The organism is Bacillus sp. FSL R7-0166, from assembly GCF_038008935.1.
Classification (GTDB): Bacteria; Bacillota; Bacilli; order Bacillales; family Bacillaceae; genus Bacillus; species Bacillus altitudinis.
Genome location: NZ_JBBPAC010000001.1, coordinates 1,830,652 through 1,852,012, shown reverse-complemented (window position 1 = coordinate 1,852,012; position 21,361 = coordinate 1,830,652). Strand labels below are relative to the sequence as shown.

At 44.9% G+C, this 21,361-nt stretch carries 13 protein-coding genes; 11 read left to right on the top strand and 2 right to left on the bottom strand.

The annotated features are described in order from the left end of the window. Positions 1-57 precede the first annotated feature (57 nt). From nirB (NST01_RS09390) to NST01_RS09350, 9 genes are all read left to right on the top strand, one after another. Positions 58-2,319 carry a nitrite reductase large subunit NirB gene (gene nirB / locus NST01_RS09390; RefSeq protein WP_017358864.1) on the top strand — a complete coding sequence of 754 codons (2,262 nt, stop codon included), beginning with the start codon at positions 58-60 and terminating at the stop codon, positions 2,317-2,319. After that, positions 2,316-4,454 carry an assimilatory nitrate reductase catalytic subunit NasC gene (gene nasC, locus NST01_RS09385; RefSeq protein WP_341041825.1) on the top strand — a complete coding sequence of 713 codons (2,139 nt, stop codon included), beginning with the start codon at positions 2,316-2,318 and terminating at the stop codon, positions 4,452-4,454. Before nirB (NST01_RS09390) ends, nasC begins: the two co-directional genes overlap by 4 nt. 89 nt (positions 4,455-4,543) lie before the next feature. Then, on the top strand, positions 4,544-6,955 hold the full coding sequence (nirB, locus tag NST01_RS09380) for a nitrite reductase large subunit NirB (RefSeq protein WP_017358862.1): 2,412 nt from the start codon (positions 4,544-4,546) through the stop codon (positions 6,953-6,955). A gap of 23 nt (positions 6,956-6,978) precedes the next feature. Continuing rightward, positions 6,979-7,302, top strand: coding sequence for a nitrite reductase small subunit NirD (gene nirD / locus NST01_RS09375; RefSeq protein ID WP_008346593.1), 324 nt, complete (start codon positions 6,979-6,981; stop codon positions 7,300-7,302). Between the two features lie 66 nt (positions 7,303-7,368). Then, positions 7,369-8,061 carry a DUF421 domain-containing protein gene (locus NST01_RS09370; RefSeq protein ID WP_008346595.1) on the top strand — a complete coding sequence of 231 codons (693 nt, stop codon included), beginning with the start codon at positions 7,369-7,371 and terminating at the stop codon, positions 8,059-8,061. A gap of 99 nt (positions 8,062-8,160) precedes the next feature. Next, positions 8,161-9,141, top strand: a complete 981-nt coding sequence (locus NST01_RS09365) for a pectinesterase family protein (RefSeq protein ID WP_008346597.1) — start codon at positions 8,161-8,163, stop codon at positions 9,139-9,141. Positions 9,142-9,272: 131 nt separating this feature from the next. Continuing rightward, on the top strand, positions 9,273-10,757 hold the full coding sequence (dacB, locus tag NST01_RS09360) for a D-alanyl-D-alanine carboxypeptidase/D-alanyl-D-alanine endopeptidase (protein WP_341041823.1): 1,485 nt from the start codon (positions 9,273-9,275) through the stop codon (positions 10,755-10,757). 19 nt (positions 10,758-10,776) lie between these two features. Further along, positions 10,777-12,144: an MATE family efflux transporter gene (locus NST01_RS09355; RefSeq protein ID WP_017358860.1), complete on the top strand. Its 1,368-nt coding sequence runs from the start codon at positions 10,777-10,779 to the stop codon at positions 12,142-12,144. Between the two features lie 64 nt (positions 12,145-12,208). Further along, a complete protein-coding gene (locus NST01_RS09350; protein WP_008346603.1) occupies positions 12,209-12,769 on the top strand; it encodes a CatB-related O-acetyltransferase in 561 nt (186 codons plus the stop codon). A gap of 31 nt (positions 12,770-12,800) precedes the next feature. Here NST01_RS09350 and NST01_RS09345 read toward each other — a convergent pair whose 3' ends face one another. Next, on the bottom strand, positions 12,801-18,506 hold the full coding sequence (locus tag NST01_RS09345) for a BclA C-terminal domain-containing protein (protein WP_445662195.1): 5,706 nt from the start codon (positions 18,504-18,506) through the stop codon (positions 12,801-12,803). Positions 18,507-18,690: 184 nt separating this feature from the next. Here NST01_RS09345 and NST01_RS09340 point away from each other — a divergent pair, with 184 nt between their 5' ends. After that, the gene (locus NST01_RS09340; RefSeq protein ID WP_039963626.1) at positions 18,691-19,710 is read left to right on the top strand and encodes an LLM class flavin-dependent oxidoreductase; all 1,020 of its coding nucleotides are present in this window, start codon (positions 18,691-18,693) and stop codon (positions 19,708-19,710) included. Positions 19,711-19,748: 38 nt separating this feature from the next. On the opposite strand, the gene NST01_RS09335 is transcribed toward NST01_RS09340, so the two are convergent. Beyond that, a complete protein-coding gene (locus tag NST01_RS09335; protein WP_007499188.1) occupies positions 19,749-20,369 on the bottom strand; it encodes an acetate uptake transporter in 621 nt (206 codons plus the stop codon). 148 nt (positions 20,370-20,517) lie between these two features. On the opposite strand from NST01_RS09335, the gene NST01_RS09330 reads away from it, so the two are divergent. Continuing rightward, complete coding sequence (locus NST01_RS09330; protein WP_017359503.1) at positions 20,518-21,339, top strand: uroporphyrinogen-III synthase; 822 nt, start codon at positions 20,518-20,520, stop codon at positions 21,337-21,339. Positions 21,340-21,361: the final 22 nt, after the last annotated feature.

Genomic DNA, 21,361 nt, shown 5'->3' with positions numbered 1-21,361 from the left:
TGCCATAATCTAGGCAAACATTGCTTTGGCGCAAAAAGCTAGAAAGGTTGATCTCACATGGCAAAACGTAAACTCGTGTTTATCGGAAACGGCATGGCGAGTATGAAATGTATCGAGCATATCGTAAAGAATCAGCCAGAACGCTATTCCATCACGATCATTGGAAAAGAGAAGCACCCGGCCTACAACCGAATAAAACTTTCATCGGTTTTACAAAAAAGTGAATCATTGTCTCAAATTGAACTAAAGCCAAAAGAATGGTACACCAAACATGACATCACCATCCAAACAGGCGAAGCAGTTGTCCACATCGATACAAAGCGTCAATTGCTCATGACAGAAGCACGCCGGAATATCCCGTATGACAAACTGGTTATCGCCACAGGCTCATCGCCTCATTTTCTACCTATACAAGGCGTATCCAAAAAAGGGGTCTATGCTTTTCGTACGATTGACGATTATGAGGCCATTTACGCTGATTCTTTACGCTATGAGCGTGCAGCAGTCATTGGAGGTGGTGTACTTGGTGTGGAAGTGGCCGCTGGTTTACAGATCGCTGGACTGAAGACAACCTTGATTCATCACACGGATTGGCTTATGCAACGCCAATTAGATGAAACCGCTGCAGGGCTTTTGTCTCAACAATTAAGTCGCAAGGGGATTCAGGTAAAAACAAATGCTCATACGATTGCATGTTTAGGAAACGAGAGAGTAGAAGGCGTTCTGTTAAAAAGTGGAGACATCGTGGATGCTGATCTCGTGGTTTTCACAACAGGGGTCCGTCCGAATATAGAGCTTGCAAAACAGCACGGCATTCATACAAGAAAAGCCATTGTTGTAAATGATGTCATGCAGACAAACGTTGAGAATATTTATGCTATTGGAGAATGTGCAGAGCATAAGGGAATGGTGCACGGTCTTGTGCAGCCTATTTATGAACAAGCAAACGTGCTTGCGAATCATTTATTAGATGAACTGGTCACGAATTTACCTCCTGCCATTTATTCAACAAAATTGAAAGCAAATGACATATCTATTTATTCTGCTGGCAGTATTGTAAACCGATCCCCCTCCGCTTCAGTGGTGACTTACTTAGATGAAGAACAAGAAGTATATAAAAAACTAGTGTTTGAACATGATGTGCTCACAGGCGTTGTATTAGTTGGTCAACTTGAGAGAGCTGAGCAGCTTTTGCAGGATGTAAAAGTGGGGCGTGATAAAAGCGTAGTCATGAAATCACTGAATGAAGAGCAGATATCCCCTTTAGATTCATTAAAAACAGAGGATCTCATCTGCCAATGCCACACGGTGACGAAGGGAGCGATATTCAAAAGCATATCGGTCCATCAGCTGACAAATTTAGAAGAGATAAAAAAACAGACAGGGGCCGCAACGGGCTGCGGAGGCTGTCAAGAGCTTGTTCGTGCCTGCTGCCATGTCTCATCAAATCAGCTAACGGAAGCACTGAACACGTTTTGCTCGTGCACAAATGTAGAGGAAGAGACCATTTTTTCGTATGTAAAAAAGCAGCAGCCGCTGAATGAAGAGCAAGTAAGAAGACAATTTGATTGGATGACAGATAACGGCTGTGACAAGTGCCGAGCAGCCATTCCATACTATCTTGAGCAGTTTCAAGATCTTTTCGTAAAAGACAGCCCATCAGATCATGAGCACATACTAATGCCTCAGTTATATGGTGGCCGTCTTGATCTGACATTTTTACAGATGATAACCGGATTATTAGAGCAAAAGCAAATTCAGCACGTAGAACTAACGGAGAATAAACGAATTCGGCTGATCGGTATTTCACAAGAGGCCGACCATATTGTAAAAGAACATGGACACATCATGCCACAAGAAAGCAAGAGACTTTCTCATGTTCTATCATGTGATTGTCGTCACGATCCATCTGTCACAACACTTGTCATGGAGATCGAAAGACAACTAGAAAACACGCTTTTACCTGCAGTCACATCGATTCATATCGCTGGTCCTTCCTGCGTATGTCATTTCAGCCCCATCTATGACATCTGCATCAAGAAGCAGCTGGATGAATGGGACATTTATATAGGAGGCAGCATACGTCAACCTAAGGCAGGTCAGCTTTTTTATTCTGTGAGCCGAACGGATGAGCTGATTCCTTTTTTAAAAGCACTGCTTGAAGACTATAGAAAACGTGCATATTTTCAAGAATCTATTGGAGACTGGATCCAAAAAAACGGCATCATTTCCATCCGAGAAAAATTGCTCGATGAGGAAATGAGAGAAGAGCTCTGCGAGCAATTTGAGCAAAGTAGACAAAAGGGTGTGAATGTATGAATCAATCTTTTTTACAATATGTGCAGCAAACATCAGAGCAGCAAGAGCGAAAAAGGGTGTTCCCATCTCAATGTCCGTTTTGCAGTATGCAGTGCAAAATGCAATTAGTCGAGCAGCACGCAGAAGGGCGAACACGCTACCAGACGATAGATATTCATAATCCAACCACGTTCGGCAGGATCTGTATGAAAGGGCAGCATGCCCACCAGCACGCACTGCACAAGGAACGATTGAATCACCCCCTCATCAAAAGAAACGGTCAATTTGTCAAAGTGACTTGGCAAGAGGCACTTGACGAAATCAAAGCACGCACTCAAACCCTTCAGACGGAACATGGGAACGATGCTATCAGTGTGTATGGTAGTGCATCGATTACAAATGAAGAAGCTTATTTACTCGGAAAATTTGCAAGGGTCGCCCTTAAAACGAAATACATTGATTACAATGGAAGACTGTGTATGTCTTCAGCAGCAACAGCAGCTAACCAAACATTTGGACTTGATCGGGGTCTAACCTTTCCGCTTCGTGACATCAAGCATGCCCGGGTTTTACTATTGGTTGGAACCAATATAGCGGAATGTCAGCCGACCCTCATACCGTATTTGGAAGAAGCTAAAAAGAACGGGGCATTTCTCATCGTGATCGATCCGCGAAAAACAGCAACAGCCAAACTAGCTGACTTACATGTCAGCTTAAGGCCTGGGTCAGATGCTGCACTCGCAAATGGAATCTTACACGTCATGCTTCATGAACAGTTACTAGACGAAGAATTTATTAAAAAACGAACATCAGGTTTTCAAGAAATGAAACAGCATATTTCACACATGTCCCTGCAAGACATTACGCAGCAAACCGGTGTATCGATGAAAGTCATTCAAAAAATAGCGAGAAAATTCGCCCGCGAAAAAACAGGCATGATTCTGACTGCAAGAGGCATTGAGCAGCAAATAGACGGGACAGCATCCGTTCGTAATTTCCTGAATATTCTGCTTGTTACTGGGAAGATTGGCCGGATTGGGTGTGGCTATGGTGCCATTACTGGGCAAGGAAATGGACAGGGTGCAAGAGAGCATGGACAAAAAGCAGATCAGCTTCCTGGTTACCGTGATATCACAAACCCAGTACATAGAAAAGAAATGGCCGAAATATGGAAGATCGATGAAAAAGAACTGCCTGGAAAAGGTGTATCTGCTTTTGAAATGTTTGAAAAAATGCAGAAAGGAGAGATAAAAGCGCTCTTTTTAATGTGTTCTAATCCTGTTCAATCAGGTCCGCATGCAAGCTTTATCAAAAAAGCCATCGAGCAGCTGTCCTTTTTTGTCGCAATTGATTTATTTATCTCTGAGACGGCTGCACTCGCAGATGTTATTTTACCAGCTTCGTCATATTTAGAGGACGAAGGGACCATGACGAACATAGAAGGACGCGTTACGCTGAGAGAAGCAACCTATCCACTCAAACACCAAAGAAAGCACGATTGGCAAATCATTTGTGAAATAGCAGCAGTATTAGGCAAAGGCGGCTCTTTTTCTTTTTCATCTGCAGAAGACATCTTTGAGGAATTGAGAACAGCAACGAAAGGAGCCAAAGCCGATTATTCCGGTATGACCTATGACAGGTTAAGGAAGACGCAAGGCATATTATGGCCCTGCTCTCATTTGGAAGACCGAGGAACAGAAAGACTATTTGAGCATCAATTCTCACATCCTGATAAATTAGCAAAATTTGCAGTCGTTGCACATGGACAACAGGGTGCAAAAGAACCAGTCAGTCCAGAATATCCACTCTATTTAACGACCGGCAGGGTGATGGCTCATTACCAAACGGGCGTTCAAACAAGAAAAAGCACCTCTCTTGTTGCCCGGCAGTTTGAAGCTTATGTAGGGCTTCATCCTGACACAGCCGAAGCTTATGGACTTCAGCACGGGGAGCTCGTCACCATCCAGTCAAAACGAGGTAGTGTCATCATGAGGTGCCACATAACAGATACCACCCGAAAAGATACTGTGTTTGTTCCGTTTCACTGGAATAAACATCAATCAATTAACCTATTAATTGGTAAACAGTTAGATCCACACAGTAAAATGCCAGGTTTTAAATATTGTCCTGTACAGCTGTCAGCCTACAAGAATTGAAAACTATGTGAGAAATTTTAACATGTATTTTCCATCTTTGTTTAGATTATGGTACTTTCTAAAAAACGATCACATGAGGGGTGTTTTTCATGAAAGAAAAACTCGTATTAGTAGGGAATGGTATGGCTGGTATCCGAACGCTCGAAAACATTTTAAAAACAGACAATGAACGATTCGACATGACTGTATTTGGAACTGAGCCGTATCCTAACTATAATCGGATTCTTTTATCGAAAGTTCTCCAAGGGGATACAAAGACAGAGGATATTACGTTAAACGATTGGAATTGGTACAAAGAACATCATATTCAGCTGTTTACAAATGAGACCATTGTGAAGATCGATCCAGACAATCAAACCGTTATGAGTGATCAAGGACGGACCGTGCATTATGACCGTTTAATTTTAGCGACAGGGTCCCTCCCGTTCATCCCGCCCATTCCAGGGAGCGATAAAAAAGGGGTAACAGCTTTTCGTACATTACAAGACACAGAGGAAATGGTCAAAGCATCTATGATGTACAAAAAAGCAGCCGTCATTGGAGGCGGGCTCCTTGGACTTGAAGCCGCGCGTGGTCTACTAAACTTAGGAATGGAAGTGACCGTCATTCATCTTGGCTCTCATCTAATGGACCGGCAGCTCGATCCGGTGGCAGGTCAGCTTCTGCAAGCAGCTTTAGAAAAACAAGGCATGAGCTTTCTATTAGGAAAACAGACAAATGAGATTTTAGGAGATACAAGGGTAGAAGGGCTAACATTTTCAGATGGTTCTACATTAGAGACAGATATGGTGGTCATGGCAGCAGGAATTAAACCGAATCACAAGCTTGCCGAAACGAGCGGCATTGAAGTGAACCGGGGGATTATCGTCAATGATTTCATGGAAACAAGTGTCCCGCGGATTTACGCAGTCGGAGAATGTGTTGAACATAGAGGACAAACGTACGGTCTTGTTGCGCCATTATACGATCAAGCAAACGTGCTTGCGAAGCATGTTTGTGATATGGCCCCGACGCCTTATGAAGGATCTGTACTATCGACACAGCTAAAAGTATCAGGGGTTGATGTATTTTCAGCTGGAGATTTTATCGAAAACGATGAGAAAAAAGCGATTAAAATTTTTGATGAACAGCAAGGTATTTATCAAAAACTAGTCTTCCAGCAAAACCGATTAGTCGGCGCCGTCATGTTTGGAGAAACAAGCGATGGACCACGTTTATTCTCGTACATTAGAGAAGGTGTTGATATGTCAGATATGGAAAAAGTATCTGTCTTAACATCAAATGAGCTGGCGCAAGAAAACACGATTGAACAAATGGCAAACGACCATATCGTTTGTGGCTGTAATGGTGTCTCAAAAGGTCAAATAGTGGCAGCTATTCAAAAAGAAGGCCTAACGACTATACAAGAGGTCAAGCAATGTACAAGTGCTTCTCGGTCATGCGGAGGCTGCCAACCTGTTGTGGAAGAGATTTTATGGCACACTTTAGGCGATGATGCAAACCGCACTGCGCAAAAAGAAACCATCTGCGCCTGCACCACCTTATCAAGAGATGAAGTGATTCATGAAATAAAAGAGAAAGGTTTGCAGCATGTCAAAGAAGTGATGAATGTACTTGACTGGGAAACAGAAGAAGGCTGTTCAAAGTGCCGGCCTGCACTGAATTACTATTTAGGGATGATGTATCCGCTTGACTACAAAGATGAAAAAAGCTCGCGATTTGTGAATGAACGAATGCATGCCAACATCCAAAACGATGGTACCTATTCGGTCGTTCCACGTATGTACGGAGGCGTGACAAATGCTAATGACCTGAGAAAAATAGCGGATGTCGTTGACAAATATGAGATACCGCTTGTGAAAATGACTGGAGGGCAGCGAATCGACCTTTTAGGTGTCAAAAAAGAAGATTTACCAAAAGTATGGGCTGATTTAGATATGCCGTCTGGTTATGCTTACGGAAAATCATTAAGAACCGTCAAAACTTGTGTTGGAGAACAATTTTGCAGATTCGGAACGCAGGATTCCATTTCTCTTGGGATCGCACTTGAAAAGAAATTTGAAGGACTTGCCACACCGCACAAAGTCAAAATGGCCGTATCAGCCTGTCCAAGAAACTGTGCTGAATCTGGGATTAAAGATCTTGGCATCGTAGGTATCGATGGGGGATTTGAATTGTATGCTGGCGGGAATGGAGGGACACATTTACGAGCTGGAGACTTATTAATGAAAGTAAGTACAGCAGAAGAAGTAGAACAAATGGCCGCAGCCTACCTTCAATATTACAGAGAAACCGCAAATTATTTAGAGAGAACATCCGCTTGGGTTGAACGGCTTGGATTGAATCATATCCAAACGGTCCTGCTAGATGACAAGAAACGTGCAGCACTCATCGAAAGAATGGACATCGCACTTTCAACTTATGAAGAACCGTGGCAAGAGATTCGAGAGAACGAAACAGAAACAAGACAATTATTTCAAAAGGCAACTGCTTCCGTCTAAATCAATTGAAGGGATGAGATCAGATGACAGTTTCAATTGTAAAAGTTCATATTGGTACAATATCAGATTTTCCATTGCAGCTAGGGAAAACAGTCGCAGCCGGTCCACTTGAATTAGCTGTTTTTCAAACCTCTAACAAGCAGTTCAAAGCCATTGAAAATCGCTGTCCTCATAAAGGCGGTGTACTAGCTGAAGGAATGGTGAGCGGAGATCATGTCTTCTGTCCAATGCATGATTGGAAAATCAACCTTTCATCAGGAAATGTTCAAGAACCAGATCATGGATGCGTGAAAACATATGAAGCATTGGTTGAGGGAGACGACGTCTTTATTTTACTGCCTTCATAAATGGTTTAGAACCTTCCTTTCCTGTACATGCTGTAAGTACATGCAGTGAGAAAGGAAGGTATATGTGTGCCATTTTTTAATATTTTGATTGAACTCTTTATCGGATTTTTCGCTTTATTTTCCATTACAAAGCTATTAGGGAAAACACAATTTGCACAAATCACGCCGTTTGATTTTATTTCTGCACTGATTTTAGGGGAGATGGTTGGTAACGCCATTTTTGATCCAGAAGTCAGCGTGCTACATATCCTTTTTGCAGTTGCAGTCTGGGGCGTTTTAATCTACACAGTTGAATGGCTTTCACAAAAATTCAAATCCATTCGCGCTTTTTTAGAGGGAAGACCGACTCTTGTGATTGATAAAGGAAAGATTCACTACAATCGATTAAAGAAAAATATGCTTGATTTAAATCAGCTGCAGACGCTGATTCGAGCGAAAGGGCATTTTGCTCTTAATGAAATTGAATTTGCCATTTTGGAAACGGATGGGTCTGTGAGTGTGCTTCCGAAAATGAAATATGCACCAGCTACAGCCGAAGATGTGAACGTGAAAGGAAAAGAAGTCACATTGCCTAGAACGTTTATTATCGACGGAGAGATTTTAAAAAAAGATTTAAAGGAAGCTGGATTTGATGAAGCGTGGCTGAGAGAGCAATTGAAAAAACAGCACATATCCTCCTATAAAGACGTCCTATTTTGTGAATGGATTGAAAATGAAGGAATTTATGCGATGAAATATGAAAAAACATCCACAACCTAACACAGTGGATGTTTTTTTGTGTTTTTTTGTTTTATAACTGAATAGGATCAAAAAGAATACGTCAATGAAAACGTTCACAATATAAGGGGGAGATGTGTGATGAAGTATGGAAAACGACTGCTGATGATGGTATTGGCCTTACTGCTTTTTGACTCAGCTTATGCGCAAGCAGCTGGACACAACCATCAAACAAACCGCGTGCTTATTGTCGACCAAAAAGGAAATGGGACATTTCGAACGGTTCAATCTGCCATTGATGCGATACCAGTGAACAATCAACAGCAAACGACGATATATATTAAAAATGGTGTGTATAAAGAAAAGATTCTCCTTCCGCAAAATAAGCCGTATGTGTCCTTTATTGGAGAAAATCAGTATCAGACGATTCTGACGTATGATGATACAAATGCAAGCAGCGGGAGCACAACCAATAGCTCTAGTACAATGATTCGGGCAAATCATTTTTACGCAGAAAATATCACGTTTCAAAATACAGCTGGCCGAAACGCAGGGCAGGCGGTTGCCCTTTATGTATCCGGGGACCGGGCTGTGTTTAAACACGTACGTGTTCTCGGTTATCAAGATACACTTTATGCCACAGGCACAGGGAGACAATATTATGAAGATTGCTATATCGAGGGCACGGTTGACTTCATCTTTGGTTCAGCAACGGCTGTATTTAAAAGAGCTGAAATAAAAAGTCTTGGAAATGGATATATTACAGCGGCATCCACAACAGAAGCGCAAAAGTATGGCTACGTTTTTATTGATTCCACGTTAAATAAAGGAACGTCTGCGTCTCAATCTGTGTACTTAGGCCGTCCGTGGAGACCTCATTCGGCTGTCACGTTCCTCCAAACAAAAATGGATGAACATATTAAAGCTGAGGGATGGCATAACTGGGAGAACAAAGACAACGAAAGAACGGCTAGATATCAAGAATATGGATCAACGGGCGCAGGGAGTCATGTGGCAAACCGGGTGAAGTGGTCAACGATATTAACAAAAAACGAAGCAAGTCAAATCACCGTTCAAGCCGTGCTTAGCGGAAGCGATGGCTGGAATCCTGAAAAAAGGTAAAAGAGGCTTGTCAGTTTTCGTCAAAGAAAGCTGACTTTTCTGTTTAAAAAACCTTTGAGAACAAACGTTCTTTTGTGTATAATGAACATAATCTGCTAAATTTGGCTGCTTTTCTAAAAAGGAGGGATTGCGTGAAACGTTTCTCACAGGTCATGTTTTTACAACTATGTATTTTGTCGATGTTATTTCTCCCTTTTTCAGTGAAAGATGAACAACTAACAGCTCATGATGATCAATCAAAATGGATCACTTCTTTAGACGAATTCATTCGAACAGCACCTGATTTAGAGGGCGCAATTGCTGGCATCAGCGTACGCGATACTTCTGACACTTCTCTTCTTTATGAACATCAAGCGGACATCCGTCTGACTCCTGCTTCTAATATGAAATTACTCACATCTGCTATCGCACTCGATCTACTGGGTGAAACACACACTTTTCCAACAGACGTTTGGATAGATGGTTCAATTCACAAAAAAACATTGCACGGCAATCTTTATCTCCGAGGCTCTGGAGACCCGACATTGTTAGAAAGCGATTTTGCCGCATTAGCCAAACAAGTCAAAAAGGCCGGAATACATACGATTCGTGGACAGCTTGCAGCTGATGATACTTGGTTTGATGACACAAGGTATTCCATCGATCTGCCGTGGAGTGATGAAGATCAATATTACGGCGCTCAAATATCTGCTCTTACTGCTTCACCGAATGAGGATTATGATGCAGGGACGATCATTCTCGAAGTTAAGCCGGGAAAGAAAGCAGGGCAGAAGGCCAGCTATGAGATGATCCCGAAGACTGACGTCGCTCAAGTTGTCAATCAAGTGAAAACTGTGCCAGAAGGCGGAAAGAAGAAAATATCTTTTAAACGCTCTCACGGTACAAACAAAATTACACTGACTGGAACGATTCCGCTAAAAGCATCCTCGTCTAAACAATGGGTCGCATTATGGGAACCGACAACGTATGCTTTAGACTTAATGAAACGAGCATTAAAGGCTGAGGGGATTGAGCTGAAAGGATCACTTAAAACAAAACAAGTTCCTAAAAAATCGAAAAAAATCGCTTCCCATTCATCAATGCCTTTATCCGATCTTCTTGTTCCGATGATGAAATTAAGCAACAATACACATGCAGAAATTCTGTTAAAAGAACTTGGGAAGCGGGTAAAGAACAAAGGGAGTTTTGACAAAGGGCTTGACGTGCTGAATGAACGTCTTCCTGCCTATGGCATAGATGCATCTATGACTGTGTTGAGAGACGGATCAGGCATATCACCGATTAACCTTGTTTCTGCAAATCAATTCACGTTATTTTTGACAAACATTCAAAAGGAAAAATGGTTTAACACCTATGTCCATGCACTTCCGTTAGCTGGGGCAAGTGAGCGTATGGTGGGAGGTACATTAAGAAATAGATTGAAAGAACCAGCTACACTAGAAAAAGTGCGTGCAAAAACAGGTACACTATCAACGGTCAGCACACTATCTGGATATATTGAAACGCAGAGTGGAAAAACGCTTGCTTTTTCCATCTTATTGAATCATCTCGTTGATGACGAAAAAGGAAAAGAGATAGAAGACCGAATTGTCAGCATGTTAGCTGAGGATCTTTAGACAGAGAAGGAGAACCATCATGACGTTAGATAATAATCAATCTTTAGTAAAAACCATGTCGATCTTTCTAATTCCACTTTTATTAAGCAATATTTTGCAATCAATTGGACAGCTTGTTTCCATTGTGCTTGTCGGTAGATGGATTGGAGAGGATGCAGTAGCTGCGATTTCGGCATTCTTTCCACTTTTCTTTTTACTTGTTTCTTTTTCCATTGGGATTGGATCAGGGAGCTCGATCCTGATTGGACAAGCATACGGAGCAAAAAATGAGCAGAGGTTAAAGGAAATTATCGGTACAACGCTTTCGTTCACCTTTTTAATCGGACTTTCTTTAGCTGTCATTGGAGGTTTTTTTGCCACAGATATTTTACATTTGATGGGGACACCTGCAAATATTGTGGAGGAAAGTGCGGCATATGCCAGAATCCTATTCATCTCCATGCCCATCTTATTTCTTTATTTTGTCTATACAACTTTTTTACGAGGAACAGGAGATTCGAAAACTCCATTTTATTTCTTAATGATTAGTACAGGAACAAATATTTTACTGCTACCGATCTTATTATTCGGCTGGCTTGGTTTACCGGCATTTGGTTTATATGGTGCTGCGTATTCTTCTGTGATTTCTACAATCGTTACGTTTATCATTCTTCATATCTACCTTTATAAAACAAAGCACCCGCTGCGCATTGATGCGTCGGTTAGAAAGCATCTATTGATGAAAGGGGATTTATTAAAAACGCTATTAAAGTTAAGTATCCCTTCTAGTATTAATATGATTCTCATTTCTTTATCAGAAATTGCTGTCATTTCTTTTGTCAACGATTATGGATCACAGGCGACCGCAGCTTATGGCGTTGTTAACCAAGTCGTAAGTTATGTACAGATGCCCGCAGTGAGCCTTGGTATTGCTGTTTCTATCTTCGCCGCACAATTCATTGGCGCAGGAAACATGAATCGTTTGAAAGATGTCATTAAAATTGGGCTGGGGCTAAACTTTGCGATAGGCGGATTGATTATTATTTTCGTCTATATTTTCGCACCACAAATTTTATCTATCTTTTTAACAGATCCTGCAACAATTGATGTTGCATATAGTTTGGTCGTGATCACCCTATGGAGCTATCTCATTTTTGGAACAGCACAAATCGTTGCAGCCACAATGAGAGCAAGTGGCACAGTTCTATGGCCGACCATCTTTAGTATTTGTTCCATTTGGCTTGTTGAAGTACCAGTGGCTTATGTGCTATCACACCATACATCGCTTGGGATCAAAGGAATATGGATAGGATATCCTGCAGCCTTTTTTGTAAACTTATTGCTCCAATACGGCTATTATCGACTGGTATGGAAGAAAAAGCAGATCGTTGCACTTGTCCAATCATAATGTGAGCCTATCATCTGGCATATACATACGAAGATCGATTACTTTGTAGGGGGTCTGATCTTCTATGTTTTTAAATCAAAGAAGTGAGCTCAGTTCGTATGATATCGGTGACTTCACTTATGCCGGACCAGATTTTCAAGTCTTGACGTGGGGAGAAGGAACAACGCTGAATGTAGGGAAGTTTTGTTCCATCGCAAACGAAGTAAAAGTTTTTCTTGGTGGTGAACACCGAACAGATTGGGTCACCACATATCCCTTCAATCAAATTTTCACAGATGCTGCCCATATTAAAGGACATCCACGATCAAAAGGGGATGTGTGTATAGGGCACGATGTTTGGATTGGATATGGAGCAACAATCATGTCAGGAGTACAGATAGGAAACGGGGCAGTCATTGGAGCAAATAGTCTGATTACAAAAGATGTGCCTCCATATGCGATTGTCGCAGGGAACCCGCAGCGGCTCATGAAATATCGGTTTTCTTCGGATATCATTGAAAAACTTCAGTTATTAGAATGGTGGAATTTAGAGTTTTCTTTCATACAGTCTATTTTTCACCTTTTGCAATCTCCTGATATTGACCATTGTATAAGCGTAATTGAAGATAGAAAAAAGAAAGGCTGACAGAGCCTTTCTTTTTTTATCTTCGTCTCACTTAGCTGAGTCTAATGATGGTAAGCGATGCACCGGTTGCACCACCACCTATTAGAATGGCTGTTACAACCGCTCCGAAAAATTGTAATGAAATTGTATTTCCTGCTGTTAAATTGACAATAACTGTATTGCTCATAAAAGTTGTGGATACGGCAGAGGACTGAATTGAACCTGGAATAGCAGTTGATCCATTCAACCATAGCCTTGTGCTCACTAAAAGTGCAGTAGTGGTATTTACTTGATATGTGATATAGTATTTACCTGTTTGCTGGACTGTGAATGTATCATTTGAACCATTCGGCGTAAATCCATTAATATTTTGATTACTTGGTAAAGCAATGTTCGTACCACCAGCAATAGTAATGATTGTAGGACCTGTTGTATTTCCAGCATAAAGTGCCGTATCAGTTGGACCGCTAGCTCCAGTGGCACCAGTGATTCCGGTAGCTCCAGTTGGACCGGTGCCTCCAGTGGCACCAGTGATTCCGGTAGCTCCAGTTGGACCGGTGCCTCCAGTGGCACCAGTGATTCCAGTAGCTCCAGTTGGACCGGTGCCTCCAGTGGCACCAGTGATTCCAGTAGCTCCAGTTGGACCGGTGCCTCCAGTGGCACCAGTGATTCCAGTAGCTCCAGTTGGACCGGTGCCTCCAGTGGCACCAGTGATTCCAGTAGCTCCAGTTGGACCGGTGCCTCCAGTGGCACCAGTGATTCCAGTAGCTCCAGTTGGACCGGTGCCTCCAGTGGCACCAGTGATTCCAGTAGCTCCAGTTGGACCGGTGCCTCCAGTGGCACCAGTGATTCCAGTAGCTCCAGTTGGACCGGTGCCTCCAGTGGCACCAGTGATTCCAGTAGCTCCAGTTGGACCGGTGCCTCCAGTGGCACCAGTGATTCCAGTAGCTCCAGTTGGACCGGTGCCTCCAGTGGCACCAGTGATTCCAGTAGCTCCAGTTGGACCGGTGCCTCCAGTGGCACCAGTGATTCCGGTAGCTCCAGTTGGACCGGTGCCTCCAGTGGCACCAGTGATTCCGGTAGCTCCAGTTGGACCGGTGCCTCCAGTGGCACCAGTGATTCCGGTAGCTCCAGTTGGACCGGTGCCTCCAGTGGCACCAGTGATTCCGGTAGCTCCAGTTGGACCGGTGCCTCCAGTGGCACCAGTGATTCCGGTAGCTCCAGTTGGACCGGTGCCTCCAGTGGCACCAGTGATTCCGGTATCACCAGTTACACCAGTCGCACCGGTAGGCCCAGTATCACCAGTTACACCAGTAGGACCGGTATCTCCAGTAGCTCCAGTAACTCCGGTGGCACCAGTAGGACCGGTATCACCAGTTACACCAGTAGGCCCGGTAGGACCGGTATCACCAGTTACACCAGTAGGCCCGGTAGGACCGGTATCACCAGTTACACCAGTAGGCCCGGTAGGACCGGTATCACCAGTTACACCAGTAGGCCCGGTATTACCAGTTGCACCAGTATCACCTGTTGGACCAGTAGGTCCGGTATCACCAGTTACACCAGTGGCTCCGGTAGGTCCGGTATCACCAGTTACACCAGTGGCTCCGGTAGGGCCAGTATCTCCAGTTACTCCAGTCGCACCGGTAGGACCGGTATCACCAGTTACACCAGTGGCACCGGTAGGCCCAGTATCTCCAGTTACTCCAGTGGCACCCGTAGGCCCAGTATCACCAGTTACACCAGTGGCTCCGGTATCTCCAGTATCTCCAGTAACTCCGGTGGCACCAGTAGGCCCGGTATCACCAGTTACACCAGTAGGTCCGGTATTTCCAGTGGATCCAGTAACTCCGGTGGCTCCGGTAGGCCCAGTATCACCAGTAACTCCGGTGGCTCCGGTAGGCCCAGTATCACCAGTAACTCCAGTCGCACCGGTTGGACCAGTAGGTCCGGTATCACCAGTTACACCAGTCGCACCGGTTGGACCAGTAGGTCCGGTATCACCAGTTACACCAGTCGCACCAGTAGGCCCAGTATCACCAGTTACACCAGTGGCTCCGGTAGGCCCGGTATCACCAGTTACACCAGTAGCACCTGTTGGACCAGTATCACCAGTAACTCCAGTCACACCAGTAGGTCCGGTATCACCAGTTACACCAGTGGCACCAGTAGGCCCGGTATCTCCAGTAGCTCCAGTAACTCCAGTAACTCCGGTGGCACCAGTGGCACCAGTAGGTCCAGTATCTCCAGTTACACCAGTCGCACCGGTAGGCCCGGTATCACCAGTTACACCAGTAGCACCTGTTGGACCAGTATCACCAGTAACTCCAGTCACACCAGTAGGTCCGGTATCACCAGTTACACCAGTGGCACCGGTAGGCCCAGTATCTCCAGTTACACCAGTGGCACCAGTAGGTCCGGTATCACCAGTGGCACCGGTAGGCCCACTATCTCCAGTTACTCCAGTCGCACCGGTAGGTCCGGTATCACCAGTTACACCAGTGGCTCCGGTAGGGCCGGTATCACCAGTTACACCAGTGGCTCCGGTAGGCCCAGTATCTCCAGTTACACCAGTGGCTCCGGTAGGCCCAGTATCACCAGTTACTCCAGTGGCTCCGGTAGGGCCAGTATCTCCAGTTACTCCAGTGGCTCCCGTAGGGCCAGTATCTCCAGTTACACCAGTAGCACCGGTAGGTCCGGTATTACCAGTTGCACCAGTCGCACCGGTTGGACCAGTAGGTCCGGTATCACCAGTTACACCAGTGGCACCAGTAGGTCCGGTATCACCAGTTACTCCAGTGGCTCCGGTAGGGCCAGTATCTCCAGTTACTCCAGTCGCACCGGTAGGTCCGGTATCTCCAGTTACACCAGTGGCTCCGGTTGGCCCAGTATCTCCAGTGGATCCAGTAACTCCGGTGGCACCGGTAGGCCCAGTATCACCAGTAACTCCAGTCGCACCTGTAGGCCCGGTATCACCAGTTACACCAGTAGCACCGGTATCTCCAGTTACTCCAGTATCTCCAGTTGATCCTGCTGCAGCCAGTAATGTGTAGTCTGGGGAAGTATCTGGTGTACCTGTCGGTGGTGCAGTATTTACTACATACGTACTGCCATTAAAGGTCACTACTTGCCCTACCGGGTAAGTAGGACTTACTACCGGATCAAACGCTTCAATTCCTGTTAATCCTACACCGGTATCTCCAGTAACTCCAGTCGCACCAGTAGGACCGGTATCACCAGTTACACCAGTAGCACCGGTAGGCCCAGTATCTCCAGTTACACCAGTGGCACCGGTAGGTCCAGTATCTCCAGTTACACCAGTGGCACCGGTAGGTCCGGTATTACCAGTTGCACCAGTATCACCGGTTGGACCAGTATCTCCAGTTACACCAGTGGCACCAGTAGGACCGGTATTTCCAGTTACACCAGTATCACCGGTTGGACCAGGTCCGGTATCACCAGTTACACCAGTAGCACCGGTAGGTCCGGTATCTCCAGTTACTCCAGTATCTCCAGTTGATCCTGCTGCAGCCAGTAATGTGTAGTCTGGGGAAGTATCTGGTGTACCTGTCGGTGGTGCAGTATTTACTACATACGTACTGCCATTAAAGGTCACTACTTGCCCTACCGGGTAAGTAGGACTTACTACCGGATCAAACGCTTCAATTCCTGTTAATCCTACACCAGTAGGCCCGGTATCTCCAGTGGATCCAGTAACTCCGGTGGCTCCAGTAGGCCCAGTATCTCCAGTTACACCAGTGGCACCGGTAGGTCCGGTATCACCAGTTACACCAGTAGGCCCAGTATCTCCAGTTACACCAGTGGCACCAGTAGGCCCGGTATCTCCAGTATCTCCAGTAACTCCGGTGGCACCGGTTGGACCAGTAGCTCCAGTTACTCCAGTAGCACCAGTAGGCCCGGTATCTCCAGTCGCACCAGTCGCACCGGTTGGACCAGTAGGCCCGGTATCTCCAGTAACTCCGGTGGCACCGGTAGGCCCAGTCGCACCAGTTACTCCAGTAGCACCAGTAGGCCCGGTATCTCCAGTTACACCAGTCGCACCCGTAGCACCGGTAGGCCCGGTATCTCCAGTATCTCCAGTAGCACCGGTAGGTCCGGTATCTCCAGTTACTCCAGTATCTCCAGTTGCACCAGTATCACCGGTTGGACCAGTAGGTCCGGTATCACCAGTAGCACCAGTGGCTCCGGTATCACCAGTTACTCCAGTATCACCGGTAGGACCGGTATCTCCAGTTACACCAGTCGCACCGGTAGGCCCAGTATCTCCAGTGGATCCAGTAACTCCGGTGGCACCGGTTGGACCAGTCGCACCAGTTACTCCAGTAGCACCAGTAGGCCCGGTATCTCCAGTAGCACCAGTTGCACCAGTGGCTCCGGTAGGCCCGGTATCTCCAGTTACTCCAGTCGCACCAGTAGCACCAGTAGGCCCGGTATCACCAGTTACACCAGTAGGCCCAGTATCTCCAGTTACACCAGTGGCTCCGGTAGGCCCGGTATCTCCAGTGGCACCAGTAGGCCCGGTATCTCCAGTTACACCAGTCGCACCGGTAGGACCAGTATCACCAGTTACACCAGTAGCACCGGTAGGTCCGGTATCTCCAGTTACTCCAGTATCTCCAGTTGATCCTGCTGCAGCCAGTAATGTGTAGTCTGGGGAAGTATCTGGTGTACCTGTCGGTGGTGCAGTATTTACTACATACGTACTGCCATTAAAGGTCACTACTTGCCCTACCGGGTAAGTAGGACTTACTACCGGATCAAACGCTTCAATTCCTGTTAATCCTACACCGGTAGGCCCAGTATCACCAGTCGCACCGGTAGGTCCGGTATCTCCAGTGGCTCCGGTAGGCCCGGTATCTCCAGTTACACCAGTCGCACCGGTAGGACCAGTATCACCAGTTACACCAGTAGCACCGGTAGGTCCGGTATCTCCAGTTACTCCAGTATCTCCAGTTGATCCTGCTGCAGCCAGTAATGTGTAGTCTGGGGAAGTATCTGGTGTACCTGTCGGTGGTGCAGTATTTACTACATACGTACTGCCATTAAAGGTCACTACTTGCCCTACCGGGTAAGTAGGACTTACTACCGGATCAAACGCTTCAATTCCTGTTAATCCTACACCGGTAGGCCCGGTATCTCCAGTAACTCCAGTCGCACCAGTAGGCCCGGTATCTCCAGTGGATCCAGTAACTCCGGTGGCACCGGTAGGCCCAGTCGCACCAGTTACACCAGTCGCACCAGTAGGCCCGGTATCTCCAGTAGCTCCAGTAACTCCGGTGGCACCTGTTGGACCGGTATCACCAGTTACACCAGTGGCTCCAGTAGGCCCGGTATCTCCAGTGGATCCAGTAACTCCGGTGGCACCTGTTGGACCAGTAGCACCTGTTACACCAGTGGCACCAGTTACTCCAGTATCTCCAGTCGCACCAGTAGGCCCGGTATCACCAGTTACACCAGTCGCACCCGTAGCACCGGTAGGACCAGTAGCTCCAGTAACTCCGGTAGGCCCAGTATCACCAGTAGAACCTCTTTTTACAATCTTATTATTTGCTTTTTTTCGTCCTTTTGCTTTAGCACAAGTGCTGTGATGTTTAACAACTTTTTTCTTTTTACATTCTCGTTTAAGAAGAGGGCAATCATCAAATGTAGGTCTATCGTGACGAGATTTTCTGTAATGAGGTTGCCAATCATGATTTTTTCCGCAAAAGGGACATTTGTTATCGTACTGGTTATACAAATTCCCCATCTCCTAAAAGTTAATATTTTATTCTATGTGGAAATTTAAAAAGCGGAATTGAGCTTAATGATATTTTTTAGTTCGAAGTTCATCGAATCAAATCATTTAAAAGTTAAATCGTTTTATGTTATGGTGTTGAAAGAATGAAACTAGTATGATTTTTGAAAGAAATGGGGCAGCATGTATGAGTCAATCAGTTTTACAACACACAGCATATTCCGTGTTAAATTTATCCTCTGTAACAGAGGGGGGCACAATTAAAGAATCATTTGAGCATAGTATGGATTTAGCAAAAAAAGCTGAGAAGTGGGGCTACCATAGATATTGGCTTGCGGAGCATCATAATATGGAAGGGGTTGCGAGTTCAGCAACATCCGTCTTGATTGGACATATTGCTGGAGGGACTGAAAAGATCCGGGTTGGTTCTGGGGGGATTATGCTTCCAAACCATTCTTCACTCGTCATTGCAGAACAATTTGGAACACTGGAGACTTTGTATCCAGGGAGAATTGATTTAGGTCTTGGCAGGGCACCAGGAACAGATCAGTTAACGGCAAGGGCACTTAGACGTAATCTTCATAATGGTGAGGATTTCCCTGAGCAGCTTGAAGAACTTCGGCAATATTTCAAACCGACTGGTCAGATCAAAAAACATGTAAGAGCCGTTCCGGGAGAAGGATTGGATATCCCGATTTGGCTTCTTGGTTCAAGTGGTTTTAGTGCAAGGCTTGCAGGAGAACTGGGACTGCCATTTGCCTTTGCGGCACATTTCTCCCCTAAAAATACCATTCCTGCTTTAGAATTATACAGACAGTCATTTCAACCTTCAGATGTGTTAAAAGAACCTTATGCGATGGTTGGTGTGACGGTTTTTGCTGCTGATCAAACAGAGCGGGCTGAATATTTGGCGACGTCTCATTATCAGCGCTTCTTGAGCCTCATTCGCAATACACCAGGAAAACTCAAAGCCCCTGTTGAAAGTATGGATGGGTTATGGAGTCCATATGAGAAGGCGATGGTGGACGAACAATTAAGTTCGACGATGATCGGGGATAAACAAAAGGTGAAAAAAGAGTTAGAAGCCTTTATTGAGGCGACTCAAGCAGATGAAGTCATGATTAATTCTGATATGTTTGACCATCAAGAAAGAATGCGTTCTTATGAAATCATTGCAGAGATATTTCAAGAGGAACAAGAAAAATAAGAATAAAAAAAGAACTGCCAAGAGCAGTTCTTTTTTATTTATGCTTTAGTAAACACGCGAAATGGTTGTCCAACTGGCAGTACTGTACGACCAAAATGTGTATTCAGCACAACAGCTGCAGAACCATAAAATGAAAGAAGAGAAATAATCAATTCTGCAATACCAGCCATCGTATGAGTCACATCGTACATCACACCAAACGAGCTTAGGGACAGGCCAATGAATAAGAAATCAATAAAGACGAAAATCAAAAACAATACTTTATGTGTTTCCATTGCACCGATCGTCATAAATAAGCTGAAAATCAAATAACCAATAAAAGCAAAACCTAGTTGTTTTGGGTCCGCAGCTCCCGCAAGCGTTTTCCCAAAAACGCCAGCTTGAATGAGCCAAGTGGTTCCAACACCCATCCAAAAAAGACCGAATGCGCCGAAGGCAGTGGCTCCAAAAATATTATGATGCTTTGAATCTTGTATGGACGCGATCAGCTGCGCGATTCCTCCAAGGAAGATAGCCCAAGGTAAAATAAGAGATGTGCCATCTGTGATTCCTAGTTTTTGTGAAGACGCAACAAGCGTCACCATTGCTAAACCAAACAAACCAAGTGGTGTTGGGTCAGCGATTGATAATCGAATTGCTTGAACATTCTGTTTTTCCATAATGACCTCCTACAATTTGCACTTACAAAAGATACTCGAATTCGATAGAAACGTCAAGCTCTTTTTTAGTAGACACTTGCAACGTCTTCCAAATAAATCTATATTTAATACAATACATCATACATGTGATAGAAAAAGAGGGATGAGAATGAGTAAAGGCTTAGCTGGAAAGACCATTGCCATATGCGGAACAAGAAAAACAGAAGAAATGCGTACACTTGTTGAAAAGCAAGGAGGACAAGCTGTTATTCGTTCTCTTCAGGGCACTGTATTTTTAGCCAAAGAGGAATTGAAGCCAGGCATAGAAACCTTTGTAAAGAAGGGAGCTGACTGGGTCATTTTAACAACGGGTATCGGCACAGACACATTAATTGAAAGTGCAGAAGAGCTCCAGCTTGGAGAAGCATTTATGAACATTTTATCAAGTGCCCATATCGCTTCAAGAGGATACAAAACGTTTGCGGCTCTAAAAAAACACGGCATTCAGCCAGATGTTTCTGATGAAGATGGAACCGTTCGTGACCTCATTTCAAAGTTAGAAGACAAAGAACTTCAAGGTAAACGGGTCATGGTACAGCTTCACGGCGAAAATGCACCAGCTCTCATTGATTTTTTACATCACAAGGGAGCAGACGTTTTGCAGCTCATGCCATATCAGCATACGCCCCCTGAACCAGAGGCGGCGGACACTTTGCTTCAAGAAATGAAAGAAGGGAAGGTCCATGCCGTTTGTTTTACAACTGCTGTTCAGGTTCATGCCTTTTTCAAACTAGCAGAAGAATGGGGCAAAAAAGAAGAACTGCAACTTCTATTCGAGCAGCATGTATTAGCTGTAGCTGTTGGAAAAGTCACAGCTGAAGCTTTAAAAGAAGAGGGGATAAGCCGAATTCTAGCCCCTTCACTTGAAAGAATGGGTGCAATGATTATGGAATTATCTCAATATATGAAAAAACAATCGACGCACGCATAGAAAAAACGCCTTTCACATGACG

Excerpts from the sequence above, each read along its gene's own strand:
- NST01_RS09355 (WP_017358860.1), top strand. The coding sequence starts at position 10,777 with ATGACGTTAGATAATAATCAATCTTTAGTAAAAACCATGTCGATCTTT.
- NST01_RS09330 (WP_017359503.1), top strand. The coding sequence starts at position 20,518 with ATGAGTAAAGGCTTAGCTGGAAAGACCATTGCCATATGCGGAACAAGA.
- NST01_RS09350 (WP_008346603.1), top strand. The coding sequence starts at position 12,209 with ATGTTTTTAAATCAAAGAAGTGAGCTCAGTTCGTATGATATCGGTGAC.
- NST01_RS09340 (WP_039963626.1), top strand. The coding sequence starts at position 18,691 with ATGAGTCAATCAGTTTTACAACACACAGCATATTCCGTGTTAAATTTA.
- nirB (WP_017358864.1), top strand. The coding sequence starts at position 58 with ATGGCAAAACGTAAACTCGTGTTTATCGGAAACGGCATGGCGAGTATG.
- nirB (WP_017358862.1), top strand. The coding sequence starts at position 4,544 with ATGAAAGAAAAACTCGTATTAGTAGGGAATGGTATGGCTGGTATCCGA.
- NST01_RS09365 (WP_008346597.1), top strand. The coding sequence starts at position 8,161 with ATGAAGTATGGAAAACGACTGCTGATGATGGTATTGGCCTTACTGCTT.
- nirD (WP_008346593.1), top strand. The coding sequence starts at position 6,979 with ATGACAGTTTCAATTGTAAAAGTTCATATTGGTACAATATCAGATTTT.
- nasC (WP_341041825.1), top strand. The coding sequence starts at position 2,316 with ATGAATCAATCTTTTTTACAATATGTGCAGCAAACATCAGAGCAGCAA.
- NST01_RS09335 (WP_007499188.1), bottom strand. The coding sequence starts at position 20,369 with ATGGAAAAACAGAATGTTCAAGCAATTCGATTATCAATCGCTGACCCA.